Origin of the sequence: Variovorax sp. 278MFTsu5.1 (assembly GCF_048305045.1) — a bacterium.
Classification (GTDB): Bacteria; Pseudomonadota; Gammaproteobacteria; order Burkholderiales; family Burkholderiaceae_C; genus Variovorax; species Variovorax guangxiensis.
Window position 1 is genome coordinate 1,650,985 of the sequence record NZ_CP157622.1, and the last position, 11,943, is coordinate 1,662,927.

Annotated in this window: 11 protein-coding genes and 1 tRNA gene; 8 read left to right on the top strand and 4 right to left on the bottom strand. The window is 67.7% G+C overall.

Going from position 1 to position 11,943, the window contains the following annotated elements:
• Positions 1-6: 6 nt before the first annotated feature.
• Positions 7-1,071, bottom strand: a complete 1,065-nt coding sequence (locus ABL844_RS07270) for a CDP-6-deoxy-delta-3,4-glucoseen reductase (RefSeq protein WP_126023140.1) — start codon at positions 1,069-1,071, stop codon at positions 7-9.
• Between the two features lie 85 nt (positions 1,072-1,156).
• On the opposite strand from ABL844_RS07270, the gene ABL844_RS07275 reads away from it, so the two are divergent.
• Complete coding sequence (locus ABL844_RS07275) at positions 1,157-2,098, top strand: NAD-dependent epimerase/dehydratase family protein (RefSeq protein ID WP_418130877.1); 942 nt, start codon at positions 1,157-1,159, stop codon at positions 2,096-2,098.
• A gap of 202 nt (positions 2,099-2,300) precedes the next feature.
• Here ABL844_RS07275 and ABL844_RS07280 read toward each other — a convergent pair.
• Positions 2,301-2,385: transfer RNA gene (locus ABL844_RS07280), tRNA-Leu, on the bottom strand.
• A gap of 42 nt (positions 2,386-2,427) precedes the next feature.
• Between ABL844_RS07280 and cysM the strand changes: the two genes are divergently transcribed.
• The 3 genes from cysM to ABL844_RS07295 all read left to right on the top strand — a co-directional run bounded on the left by cysM (position 2,428) and on the right by ABL844_RS07295 (position 4,265).
• Entirely contained in the window at positions 2,428-3,330 is a 903-nt protein-coding gene (gene cysM, locus ABL844_RS07285) for a cysteine synthase CysM (protein ID WP_126023198.1), read from the top strand.
• A gap of 142 nt (positions 3,331-3,472) precedes the next feature.
• Entirely contained in the window at positions 3,473-4,048 is a 576-nt protein-coding gene (locus ABL844_RS07290; RefSeq protein WP_019654253.1) for an NUDIX domain-containing protein, read from the top strand.
• On the top strand, positions 4,038-4,265 hold the full coding sequence (locus tag ABL844_RS07295; protein WP_106937528.1) for a sulfurtransferase TusA family protein: 228 nt from the start codon (positions 4,038-4,040) through the stop codon (positions 4,263-4,265). Before ABL844_RS07290 ends, ABL844_RS07295 begins: the two co-directional genes overlap by 11 nt.
• Positions 4,266-4,338: 73 nt before the next feature.
• On the opposite strand, the gene galU is transcribed toward ABL844_RS07295, so the two are convergent.
• Both galU and ABL844_RS07305 read right to left on the bottom strand, forming a co-directional pair.
• On the bottom strand, positions 4,339-5,229 hold the full coding sequence (galU, locus tag ABL844_RS07300) for a UTP--glucose-1-phosphate uridylyltransferase GalU (protein ID WP_418130878.1): 891 nt from the start codon (positions 5,227-5,229) through the stop codon (positions 4,339-4,341).
• A gap of 99 nt (positions 5,230-5,328) precedes the next feature.
• Positions 5,329-8,208, bottom strand: a complete 2,880-nt coding sequence (locus tag ABL844_RS07305) for a valine--tRNA ligase (RefSeq protein ID WP_418130879.1) — start codon at positions 8,206-8,208, stop codon at positions 5,329-5,331.
• A 104-nt stretch (positions 8,209-8,312) separates the two neighbouring features.
• Between ABL844_RS07305 and yaaA the strand changes: the two genes are divergently transcribed.
• The 4 genes from yaaA to queF all read left to right on the top strand — a co-directional run bounded on the left by yaaA (position 8,313) and on the right by queF (position 11,905).
• Positions 8,313-9,098, top strand: a complete 786-nt coding sequence (yaaA, locus tag ABL844_RS07310; protein ID WP_418124884.1) for a peroxide stress protein YaaA — start codon at positions 8,313-8,315, stop codon at positions 9,096-9,098.
• A 157-nt stretch (positions 9,099-9,255) separates the two neighbouring features.
• The gene (locus ABL844_RS07315; protein WP_418119438.1) at positions 9,256-10,098 is read left to right on the top strand and encodes a 2OG-Fe(II) oxygenase; all 843 of its coding nucleotides are present in this window, start codon (positions 9,256-9,258) and stop codon (positions 10,096-10,098) included.
• A 26-nt stretch (positions 10,099-10,124) separates the two neighbouring features.
• The gene (locus ABL844_RS07320) at positions 10,125-11,030 is read left to right on the top strand and encodes an alpha/beta fold hydrolase (RefSeq protein WP_418130880.1); all 906 of its coding nucleotides are present in this window, start codon (positions 10,125-10,127) and stop codon (positions 11,028-11,030) included.
• Complete coding sequence (gene queF, locus ABL844_RS07325) at positions 11,027-11,905, top strand: NADPH-dependent 7-cyano-7-deazaguanine reductase QueF (protein ID WP_418130881.1); 879 nt, start codon at positions 11,027-11,029, stop codon at positions 11,903-11,905. The genes ABL844_RS07320 and queF overlap by 4 nt, the downstream gene beginning before the upstream one ends.
• Positions 11,906-11,943 lie beyond the last annotated feature (38 nt).

The following is an 11,943-nucleotide window of genomic DNA, read 5'->3' on the forward strand; positions in this document are numbered from 1 at the left end:
GAAAAATCAGGGGAGCGCCTTGTCCGCCTCGGTGGTGAACGCGTCGGCGTAGAACTCTTCTTCGGGCAGCCCCGCCAGCGCAACGTAGTCGCGCTTGGCCGAGTCGACCACGATGGGCGCGCCGCAGGCATACACCTGATGGCCCGACAGGTCGGCGAAGTCTTCGAGCACGGCCTTGTGGACGAAGCCGGTGCGGCCGGTCCAGTTGTCCTCGGGCGTGGCGTTGGACACGACTGGCACGTAGCGCAGGTTGGGCATCTGCGCCATCTGCTCGCGCAGCCAGCCGTCCATGTACAGGTCTTCGGGCCGGCGGCCGCCCCAGTACAGCGTGGCGGCGCGGTCGATGCCCTTGAACTGCATGTGCTCCAGCAGCGCCTTGATGGGCGCGAAGCCCGTGCCGGAGGCCAGCAGGATCATCGGCTTGTCGGAGTCCTCGCGCAGGAAGAAGCTGCCGAAGGGGCCTTCGATGCGCAGGATCTCCTTTTCCTTCATTGCGCCGAACACATGGTCGGTGAACTTGCCGCCGGGCAGGTGCCGCAGGTGCAGCTCGATGCCCGTGCCCGGCTGGGCCAGCGTGTGCGGCGCGTTGGCCATCGAGTAGCTGCGGCGCGCGCCGTCGCGCAGGATGAATTCGACGTACTGGCCCGCGTAGAACTGCAGCGGCTCGCCGGCCGGCAGCTGCAGGCGCACCAGCATCACGTCGTGCGACTGGCGCGTGAGGGCCATCACCCGCACCGGCATCTTGCGGATCGGCAGCGCTCCGGCCTCGGTGACCTGGCGCGATTCGAGCACCACGTCGCTCGTGGGATGGGCGCAGCAGGTGAGCACGTAGCCGGCCAGCTGCTCCTCGGCGCTCAGCGCCTTGCTCTGGTGCGGGCCCAGCGTGACTTCGCCCGAGAGCTTCTTGCACTTGCACGAGCCGCAGGCGCCGTCCTTGCAGCCGTAGGGCAGGCCGATTCCCTGGCGGATGCCCGCGGCCAGGATGGTTTCGTCGCCCTGGACCGTGAAATGGCGCCCGCTGGGCTCGACGGTGATGGAAAAGCCCGCTTCGTGCGGCGCTGTGGCTGTCATCGGTATTCTTCGAGGGGTAACGCTCCCTCCGGGCCGCTGGCGGCCGGGGGAGCTGGAACTGAATTGGGAAGACGGGAACAGGATTTTGCCTTCAATCAATAGCCCCTCCGGCGCGCTGCCAGCGCGGTTCCGGCGAGAACGCCTGCTGATCGTCGGTTGCGGCGACGTCGGCCAGCGCGTGGCGCGCGACCTGCGCGGGCGCATGCAGCTGGTGGCGCTCACTTCATCGGCCGACCGCGTGGGCGTCCTGCGCACCGCCGGAATACGCCCCCTGGTGGGCAACCTGGACGATCCGGCCACCCTGCGCCGGCTCGCCGGCATCGCCACCCGCGTGCTGCACCTGGCGCCCCCCGCGCGCGACGGCGGCCCCGCCTGGTGGCGCGACCAGCGCACCACCATGCTGGCGCGGGCCCTGCGGCTGCGGTCCTTGCCCTCGGCCTTCGTCTACGGCTCCACCAGCGGCGTCTACGGCGACTGCGGCGGCGCCCGCATCGACGAAACCCGCGCCGTGCGGCCCGACACCCCACGTTCCCACCGCCGCGTCGACGCCGAACGCGCCGTGCGCTGGCTCGGCCGCAGCGCCGGCGTGCGCGCCAGCATCCTGCGCATCCCGGGCATCTACGCTCCCGACCGCGAGAACGGCACCCCCCGCGCCCGCCTGCAGCGCGGCACGCCCGTGCTGCGGCAGGAGGACGACGTCTACACCAGCCACATCCACGCCGACGACCTCGCCCGCGCCTGCATCGCCGCGCTCTACCGCGGCAAGCCGCAGCGCGTGGTGCACGCCGCGGACGACACCGAACTGCGCATGGGCGACTACATCGACCTCGCCGCCGATATCTACGGCATGCCCCGCCCGCCCCGAGTGGCCCGAGGCGAAGCCGAACGGCAACTGCCGCTGCAGCTGCTGAGCTTCATGGGTGAATCGCGACGGCTGGACAACTCCAGGCTGAAGCGTGAGCTGCGGGTGCGGCTGGCGCATCCGACGGTGCACACCGGCCTGCAAGAACAGACCGAATCGAGATAAGACAGGGGAGCGCCAATTCCAGGGACACCGTGGAACCGGCTTTGCCGGGCCACCGGTGTCGCCCCCGGAAGGGGGTGGCGCAGCGACACGAAGTGCGCGAAGCCTGGGGGAGAGCCAAGTTTTGCCGGGCCGCCGGTGTCGCCCCCGGAAGGGGGTTGGCGCAGCGACACGAAGTGCGCGAAGCCTGGGGGAGAGCCAAGCCTGGTGCCCGGGGCCGGAATCGAACCGGCACGCCTTGCGGCGGGGGATTTTGAGTCCCCTGCGTCTACCAATTTCACCACCCGGGCAGGGTTCTGAACGAAGCCCAAAATTATGGCACAGTGGCTGGCATGAACTATCCGACGATCGAAGACGCCATCGGCAAGACCCCTCTGGTCGCGCTGCAACGCATCAATGCAGCAGAAAACGCCAGGCGCGGCAACGTGATTCTCGGCAAGCTCGAAGGCAACAACCCCGCCGGTTCGGTGAAAGACCGGCCGGCCCTCTCGATGATCCGGCGTGCCGAGGAGCGCGGCGAGATCAAGCCCGGCGACACGCTCATCGAAGCCACCTCCGGCAACACCGGCATCGCGCTCGCGATGGCCGCGGCCATCAAGGGCTACCGCATGGTGCTCATCATGCCGGAGGACCTTTCGGTCGAACGTGCGCAGACCATGAAGGCCTTCGGCGCCGAGCTCGTGCTCACGCCCAAGAGCGGCGGCATGGAATACGCCCGCGACCTCGCCGAGCAGATGGTGGCCCAGGGCAAGGGCCGCGTGCTCGACCAGTTCGCCAACCCCGACAACCCGCGCATCCACTACGAGACCACCGGCCCCGAGATCTGGGCCGACACCAAGGGCAAGGTCACGCACTTCGTGAGCGCGATGGGCACCACCGGCACCATCACCGGCGTCTCGCGCTTCCTGAAAGAGAAGAACCCTGCCATCCGCATCATCGGCGCGCAGCCGGCCGAAGGCTCGCGCATTCCGGGCATCCGCAAGTGGCCCGCCGAGTACTTGCCGAAGATCTTCGATCCCAGCCGTGTCGACGAGGAAATCAGCGTGAGCCAGAGCGATGCCGAAGAGATGTGCCGCCGCCTCGCGCGCGAGGAGGGCATCTTCGGCGGCATCTCTGCCGCGGGCGCGCTGTGGGCCGCGCTCGAAGTGTCGAAGACGGTGGAGAACGCGACCATCGTCTTCGTGGTCTGCGACCGCGGCGACCGCTACCTCTCCACCGGCGTCTTCCCCGCCTGACAAGGTCCGCCCCCAGGCTATGCGCACTTCGTGTCGCTTCGCCAATCCCCTCCGGGGGCAGCACCTGCAGCCCGGCAAGGCCGGTTCTGCGGTGTTCCTGGAGGGGGCCACTGCTCAACAACAAGAAGGCTGAGAACCCCCCATGCCCCACCCCAAGTTCTGCCAGGTCTGCGCCACCCCGCTCGAGTGGATCGCACTGATGGAAGACGGCGGCCCCAAGGAGCGGCTGCGCTGCCCCAACTGCGGCCACACGCACTGGAACAATCCGACGCCCGTGCTCGCGGCCATCGTCGAATACCGTGGCCAGGTGCTGCTGGCGCGCAATGCCGCGTGGCCCGGCAAGATGTTCGCGCTCATCACCGGCTTCATGGAGGCCGGCGAGACGCCCGAGGAGGGCATCGCGCGCGAGGTGAAGGAAGAGACCAACCTCGACGTGAGCGCCACGAAGATCGTGGGCGCCTACGACTTCCAGCGCATGAACCAGGTCATCATCGCCTATCACGTGGTGGCCGATGGCGAGGTGAAGCTCTCGCCCGAGCTGGTCGACTACCGGCTCTACGATCTGCCCGATCTCAAGTGCTGGCCCGCCGGCACCGGGTATGCGCTGGCCGACTGGCTGCGCACGCGCGGGCACGAGCCGGTGTTCTTCACCGCCGCCGAGAACGAGGAGCGCCGCCGCGGCCTCAACCTGCCCCCGGAGCCTGGCAATGCAAGCTGATCGCGAGCTCGACACGCGCGGGCTGAACTGTCCGCTGCCCATCCTCAAGGCGAAGAAGTCCCTCAACGAGATGACGAGCGGCCAGCTGCTGAAGGTGGTGTCGACCGACCCCGGATCGATCCGCGACTTCCAGGCCTTCGCACGCCAGACCGGTAACGAGCTGATGGAGCAGGAAACCGTCGGCACCGACTTCATCCATGTGCTGAAGCGCCGCTGACAAGGCGCAGGCGACGGAACAAAGAAAAAGGGCCGCGGTTGCGGCCCTTCCTGCATGTGCTCGAAGCTGCGGATTACAGCTTCAGGCTCTTGAGGTATTCGCGGAAATCCGCGCCCACTTCGGGGTGTGCCAGCGCCAGTTCCACCGACGCCTGCAGGAAGCCTTCCTTGCTGCCGCAGTCGTAGCGGATGCCCTTGTACGAGTAGGCGTAGACCGATTCCTTCTTCATCAGCGCCGCGATGCCGTCGGTCAGCTGGATCTCGCCGCCCGCGCCCTTGGGCTGGTTGCGGATCTCGTCGAACACGCCCGGCGTGAGGATGTAGCGGCCGGCCACGCCCAGGCGCGAGGGAGCCTCTTCGGGCTTCGGCTTCTCGATCATGCGGCTGACCTTCACCAGGCCTTCCTCGACCTTGTCGCCGGCCACGATGCCATAGCGCTTGACGTGCGCGAGCGGAACTTCCTGCACCGCCAGCAGCGAGCCGCCGAGGCGGCCGAAGGCTTCGGTCATCTGCGCCAGCACGGGCTGGCCGCCGTCGGGGCCGACCATCAGGTCGTCCGCCAGCAGCACGGCGAAGGGTTCGTTGCCGACCAGGTGCTCGGCGCACAGCACCGCGTGGCCCAGGCCCAGCATGCGCGGCTGGCGCACATACGAGCAGGTCATGTCGTCGGGCATGACCGAGCGGGCGATGTTCAGCAGCGCGGTCTTGCCGCTGGCCTCGAGCTGGCTCTCGAGTTCGTAGGCGGTGTCGTAGTGGTCTTCGATCGCGCGCTTGTTGCGGCCGGTCACAAAGATCATGTCGCGGATGCCGGCTGCGTACGCTTCCTCGACGGCGTACTGGATCAGCGGCTTGTCGACCACCGGCAGCATTTCCTTGGGTTGCGCCTTCGTGGCCGGCAGGAAGCGGGTGCCGAAGCCTGCAACGGGAAATACGGCCTTGCGGATGCGGGTCGCGGATGTGGACATGGGCGGTTCAGCGTCTTTCGTCAAAGAGGGGGATGGCAGGATGCGAAACGGCGCGCAGCCGCTCCAAGCATCCTAAACGCCTTCGAAACCCGGAGTCTGTCAGCCGAGGCGTACAAGCTGGTCGCGCAGGCGCTCCAGAGTGGCCGTGAAGTCAGTCAGACGTTTACGTTCCTGCTCGATCACAGCCGGCGGGGCCTTCGCGACGAACGCTTCGTTACCCAATTTCGAGTGCACCTTGGCGATCTCGCCTTCGACGCGCGCCACTTCCTTGCCGATGCGAAGCTTCTCCGCGGCCTTGTCGATTTCCATGTGCAGGCACAGGCGCGCTGCGCCAACCACGGCCACGGGCGCGGCCTCGGCTGCGGCCGACCACGAGGCCTCGTCGTCGAAGACCTTCACTTCCTTGAGCTTGGCGAGCGCCTGCAGCACCGGCGCCGATTCGCGCAGGAAGGCCGCGCCCTCGGCATCGTCGGCCACCGCGTACAGCGGCAGGCGCGTGGCGGGCGACACGTTCATCTCGCCGCGCAGCGTCCGGCACGCATCCACCAGCGCCTTCAACCGCGCCACATATGCTTCGGCCGCCTCGTCGATCTTCTCGGGCTGGCTCTTCGGATACGCGGCGATCATGATCGACTCGCCCTCACGTCCTGCAACCTTCGAAACCTTCTGCCACAGCTCTTCGGTGATGAAAGGAATCACCGGATGCGCCAGGCGCAGCAGCGTCTCGAGCACGCGGATGAGCGTGCGGCGCGTGGCGCGCTTCTGAGCGTCGTCGCCGGTCTGGATCTGCACCTTGGCGATTTCGAGGTACCAGTCGCAGAACTCGTCCCAGGCGAACTGGTAGATCGCGGTGGCCACGTTGTCGAGGCGGTATTCCTCGAAGCCCTGGGCCACCTCGGCCTCCACGCGCTGCAGCTTCGACACGATCCAGTAGTCGGCACGGCTGAACTTCAGGTAGCCGTGGGCCTTGCCGCCGACCTTGCAGTCTTCCTTGGTGTGCTCCAGCAGGCCGCAGTCCTGGCCCTCGCAGTTCATCAGCACGAAGCGCGTGGCGTTCCACAGCTTGTTGCAGAAGTTGCGATAGCCCTCGCAGCGCTTCGAGTCGAAATTGATGCTGCGGCCCAGCGAGGCCAGCGATGCGAACGTGAAGCGCAGCGCGTCGGCGCCGAAGGCCGGAATGCCGTCCGGAAACTCTTTTTGCGTGTTCTTGCGAACGGCCGGCGCCGTCTCGGGCTTGCGCAGGCCCTGCGTGCGCTTGTCCAGGAGCGCGGGCAGTTCGATGCCGTCGATCAGGTCCACCGGGTCGAGCACGTTGCCTTCGGACTTGCTCATCTTCTTGCCCTGCGCGTCGCGCACCAGGCCGTGGATGTACACGTGCTTGAACGGCACCTTGCCGATGAAGTGCTTGGTCATCATGATCATCCGGGCGACCCAGAAGAAGATGATGTCGTAGCCCGTCACCAGCACGGTCGAGGGCAGGTACAGGTCGAGGTCCTGCGTCTTCTCCGGCCAACCGAGAGAAGAGAAGGGCACCAGCGCCGACGAATACCAGGTGTCGAGCACGTCCTCGTCGCGCACCAGCTTCCTGCCGGGCGCCTTGGCCTGCGCGGCGGCTTCGTCTTCCGCCACGTACACGTTGCCTTCCTCGTCGTACCAGGCGGGAATCTGGTGGCCCCACCACAGCTGGCGCGAGATGGTCCAGTCCTGAATGTTCTCCATCCAGTGGTTGTAGGTGTTGACCCAGTTCTCGGGCACGAAGCGCACCTCGCCCGACTTGACCACGTCGATGGCCTTCTGCGCGATCGACTGGCCGTCCGCGCCGGGGCGCGTCATGGCCACGTACCACTGGTCGGTGAGCATCGGCTCGACGATGGCGCCCGAGCGCGCGCAGCGCGGCACCATCAGCCTGTGCTTCTTCACCTCGACCAGCAGGCCCAGCGCGTCGAGATCGGCCACGATGGCCTTGCGCGCCACGAAGCGGTCGAGGCCGCGGTACTTCTCGGGGGCGTTGTCGTTGATGGTGGCGTCGAGCGTGAGCACGCCGATCATGTCCAGCTTGTGGCGCTGGCCGACGGCGTAGTCGTTGTAGTCGTGCGCGGGCGTGACCTTCACGACGCCGGTGCCGAACTCCTTGTCGACGTAGTCGTCGGCAATGATCGGGATCAGCCGGTCCACCAGCGGCAGCTTCACGCGCTGGCCGATGAGATGCTTGTAGCGCTCGTCCTCGGGGTGGACCATCACGGCCGTGTCGCCGAGCATGGTTTCGGGCCGGGTGGTCGCCACGGTCAGCGTGCCGCTGCCGTCTTCCAGCGGATAGGCAATGTGCCAGAGCGAGCCGTCTTCCTCTTCGCTCTCGACTTCGAGGTCGCTCACCGAGGTCTTGAGCACCGGGTCCCAGTTGCCCAGGCGCTTGCCGCGGTAGATCAGGCCTTCTTCGTACAGCTTCACGAAGGTGTGGGTCACGACCTTGGAGAGGTCGTCGTCCATGGTGAAGTACTCGCGGCTCCAGTCCACCGTGTCGCCCATGCGGCGCATCTGCTGGGTGATGGTGTTGCCCGACTTCTCCTTCCATTCCCACACCCGCGCCACGAAGTTCTTGCGGCCCAGGTCGTGGCGGCTGACCTTCTGCTCCTGCAGCTGGCGCTCCACCACGATCTGCGTGGCGATGCCGGCGTGGTCGGTGCCGGGCACCCACAGCGTGTTGTCGCCCTTCATGCGGTGGTAGCGCGTGAGGCTGTCCATGATCGTCTGGTTGAACGCATGGCCCATGTGCAGCGTGCCCGTGACGTTGGGTGGCGGCAGCTGGATCGCGAACGACTCGGCGCCTTCCTTGGGTTGCTGCGTGCCTCGGAAGCCGGCCTTGGCGTAGCCGCGCTTCTCCCATTCGGGGCCCCAGTGCGCCTCGATGGCGGCGGGCTCGAACGATTTGGAAAGGCTGTCCAGACCAGGCTGGGCGGGAGGGGTGGTGGGTTCGCTCATGGGAAATGCAGGAACGGCCCTTCGGGGGCCGTCGGGGACACAGGGAGGTAGCCGGCGATTTTACCGGGGCCGCCCCTGTCATGGCCGCCACTGATAATTCCGGCATGCTGTTCCTGCTTTCCCCTGCGAAGTCGCTCGACTACGAAACCCCCGTCCCCTCCGAAATCCCTGCCACCCAGCCCCATTTCGAATCGCCCCGCGGCCCTTCGGTCGAACTCATCAAGCTGCTGCGCGAGAAGTCGCCCCAGCAGATCTCCGAGCTCATGAGCCTGTCGGACAAGCTCGCGGCCCTGAACGTGGCCCGCTACGAGGCCTGGTCCAGCAAGAGCAGCCCGAAGAACGCCCGCCAGGCCGCCTTCGCCTTCGACGGCGACGTCTACGGCGGCCTCGACGCCCGCACCCTCACCAAGGCCCAGCTGGCCTGGGCGCAGGACCACGTCTGCATCCTTAGCGGCCTCTACGGCCTGCTTCGCCCGCTCGACCTGCTGCAGCCCTATCGCCTCGAGATGGGCACCCAGCTGGCCAACCGCCACGGCAAGGACCTCTACGCCTTCTGGGGCTCGCGCATCGCCGAGCACCTGAACCAGCGCCTCGCGGCCGACAGCTCGCCGGTGGTGATCAACGTCGCATCGAACGAGTACTTCAAGTCGGTGGACCGGAAAGTGCTCAAGGCCCGTGTGGTCGAATGCGTGTTCGAGGAGTGGAAGGGCGACCGCTACAAGATCGTGAGCTTCTTCGCCAAGCGCGCCCGCGGCCTGATGGCGCGCTGGGCCGCGCAGCACAAGGCGGCCACGCCCAAGGCACTGGAAAAGTTCGATCTCGAGGGTTATGGTTTCGACGCCGATGTGTCCAAACCAGACAGATTGGTGTTCAGGAGAAGGTTGGACTGACTCCCAGTCTTCGCGCACTTCGTGTCGCTGCGCCAACCCCCTTGCAGGGGGCAACACCGGCGGCCCGGCAAAGCCGGTTCCGCGGTGTTCCTGGCATTGGGGGCGTGGCGGTTTTTTCATGCGTTGCGGGGGTGCCGCAACGTGCAGGAGTATTGAGATGTCCCAAGCGATCAGTCCGGAACTGCGCGAGTGGCTGGTAGCCCAGCTCGCAGCCGGGCATTCGGTGCCGGCGCTGCGCGCTTCCATGCGCGCGGCGGGCTGGCACGACGCCGCCGCCGACGTGGCGCTGGCCCAGCTCGAAGCCGGCTTCCCGAACGTGGAAGTCGCGCTGCCCTCCGTGCAGGCGAAGATGCCCGGGCCCGACCTCGACGGCGCGCCGCTGTACATCGATGCGGGCGACCGCCGCGTGCAGGTGCTGCAGACCATGCGGCACCCGCGCGTGGTGGTCTTCGGCAACCTGCTGTCGGCGGAGGAGTGCGAAGGGCTGATCGCCGCCGCGCGCGTGCGGCTTGCGCGCTCGCTCACGGTCGAGACGCGTACCGGCGGCGAGGTGCTCAACGTCGACCGCACCAGCGACGGCATGTTCTTCGAACGCGGCGAGAACGAGATCGTCGCCCGCGTCGAACAGCGCATCGCCGCGCTGCTGCGCTGGCCGCTCGAATTCGGCGAGGGCCTGCAGATACTGCGCTACGCGCCCGGCGCGCAGTACCGCCCGCACTACGACTACTTCGACCCCAACGAGCCCGGGACGCCCACCATCCTCAAGCGCGGCGGCCAGCGCGTGGCCACGCTGGTGATGTACCTGCAGGAGCCCGAGGGCGGCGGCGCCACCACCTTCCCCGATGTGGGCCTCGAAGTGGCCCCGGCGCGCGGCTGCGGCGTGTTCTTCAGCTACGACCGGCCCGACCCCGTCACCCGCACCCTGCACGGCGGCGCGCCGGTGCTCGCGGGCGAAAAGTGGGTCGCCACCAAGTGGCTGCGCGAGCGCGAGTTCAAGTAAGACGCGCAGGCACGACGAAGCAATCGATGAAAGTCACCGCCAACGGGCTGCAGATCGAGGTCGGCGACACGGGGGGCGAGGGTCGCCCCGTCATCCTGCTCATCATGGGCCTGGGCATGCAGCTCGTCGCGTGGCCGACGGCCTTCGTGCAGCAGCTGGTGGACGCGGGCTTCCGCGTGGTGCGCCACGACAACCGCGACATCGGTTTGAGCCAGGGCTTCGACCATGCGGGCGTGGGCAACATCGTGTGGGAGACCATCCGTCATCGCCTCGGCCTGAAGGTGCGCTCGCCCTACACGCTGCAGGACATGGCCCTCGATTCGCTCGGCGTGCTCGACGCGCTCGGCATCGAAAGGGCCCACATCGTCGGCGCCTCCATGGGCGGCATGATCGCCCAGCGCATCGCTGCCGCCGCGCCGCAGCGCACGGCCAGCCTCGTGAGCATCATGAGCTCCAGCGGGGCGCGCGGCCTGCCCGGCCCGCGCCGCGAGGTCGCGGCCATGCTCATGCGCCGGCCGATGGGCCGCGACGAAGCCGCGCTGGTCGCGCACAGCATCCGGCTGCTGCGGCTCATCCAGAGCCCGGCCTATCCGCAGACCGACGAAGAGCTCTCCGAGCGGCTCGTCTTCAGCATGCGCCGCTCCTACCACCCGGCCGGCCTGATGCGGCAGATGCTCGCCATCGGCGCCGACGACGAGCGCCCCGCGCTGCTGCCGCGCATCCAGTCGCCCGCGCTGGTGTTGCACGGCGAGGCCGACGCGCTCGTGCCCATCGCCTGCGGCGAAGACACGGCCCGGCGCATCCCGGGCTCGAAGTTCGTTTCCGTTCCCGGCATGGGCCACGACCTGCCGCCCGAGGTGTGCAACATCCTCGCCCGCCACATCGCACCGTTCGCACACGCGGCCGATGCCCGAGACACAGCAAGACCATGAGCCACGATCCGCACAGCCCACACAACCCGAACACGCCCGAGCAGTCGCAGCTGGGCCGCGCCTCGGCCTACGCCGACCATTACGACCCCACGCTGCTCTTTCCCATCGCGCGCGCCACGCAGCGCGAGGCCATGGGCATCAAGGCCGGTGCGCTGCCCTTCTTCGGCGCCGACCTCTGGAGCGCCTTCGAGGTGAGCTGGCTCAACCTGCGCGGCAAGCCGCAGCTGGCCATCGCGCACTTCACCATTCCCTGCGAGACGCCCAACATCATCGAGAGCAAGAGCTTCAAGCTCTACCTCAACAGCTTCAACAACAGCCAGTTCGCGAGCGTCGACGCGGTGCGCGAGCGCCTGCGCGCCGACCTGTCGGAGGCCGCATGGCGCGGCAGCGACCAGCAGGCCACCATCGGCGTGACGCTGCTCGCACCCGACATGTTCGACCGCGAGCCGGTGCACGAGCTCGACGGCCTCGACCTCGACCGCCTCGACATCGAGTGCAGCCACTACCAGCCCGCGCCCGAGCTGCTGAGCAGCGACGCCACGCAGGCGCCCGTCAACGAAACGCTCACCAGCCGGCTGCTCAAGAGCAACTGCCTCGTCACCGGCCAGCCCGACTGGGGCAGCGTGCAAATCCGCTACAGCGGCCCGCCCATCGACCAGGCTGGCCTGCTCGCGTACATCGTCAGTTTCCGCAACCACAACGAGTTCCACGAGCCCTGCGCCGAGCGCATGTTCACGGACATCTGGACCCGCTGCAAGCCGAACAAGCTCGCGGTGTACGCTCGCTACACGCGCCGCGGCGGGCTCGACATCAACCCCTTCCGCACGAGCTGGCCGCAGGCGCTGCCACCGAATATCCGGACCGCGCGGCAGTAAGCAGGCCGGGCCCGGCCGAAGCCCCTCTTCGGAAACCC

Bases quoted from the DNA above. Each gene is read 5' to 3' on its own strand.
- galU (WP_418130878.1), bottom strand. From the start codon at position 5,229: ATGTCCACATCCGCGACCCGCATCCGCAAGGCCGTATTTCCCGTTGCA.
- ABL844_RS07290 (WP_019654253.1), top strand. From the start codon at position 3,473: ATGCCCCACCCCAAGTTCTGCCAGGTCTGCGCCACCCCGCTCGAGTGG.
- yaaA (WP_418124884.1), top strand. From the start codon at position 8,313: ATGCTGTTCCTGCTTTCCCCTGCGAAGTCGCTCGACTACGAAACCCCC.
- ABL844_RS07315 (WP_418119438.1), top strand. From the start codon at position 9,256: ATGTCCCAAGCGATCAGTCCGGAACTGCGCGAGTGGCTGGTAGCCCAG.
- ABL844_RS07295 (WP_106937528.1), top strand. From the start codon at position 4,038: ATGCAAGCTGATCGCGAGCTCGACACGCGCGGGCTGAACTGTCCGCTG.
- ABL844_RS07305 (WP_418130879.1), bottom strand. From the start codon at position 8,208: ATGAGCGAACCCACCACCCCTCCCGCCCAGCCTGGTCTGGACAGCCTT.
- queF (WP_418130881.1), top strand. From the start codon at position 11,027: ATGAGCCACGATCCGCACAGCCCACACAACCCGAACACGCCCGAGCAG.
- ABL844_RS07270 (WP_126023140.1), bottom strand. From the start codon at position 1,071: ATGACAGCCACAGCGCCGCACGAAGCGGGCTTTTCCATCACCGTCGAG.
- ABL844_RS07320 (WP_418130880.1), top strand. From the start codon at position 10,125: ATGAAAGTCACCGCCAACGGGCTGCAGATCGAGGTCGGCGACACGGGG.
- cysM (WP_126023198.1), top strand. From the start codon at position 2,428: ATGAACTATCCGACGATCGAAGACGCCATCGGCAAGACCCCTCTGGTC.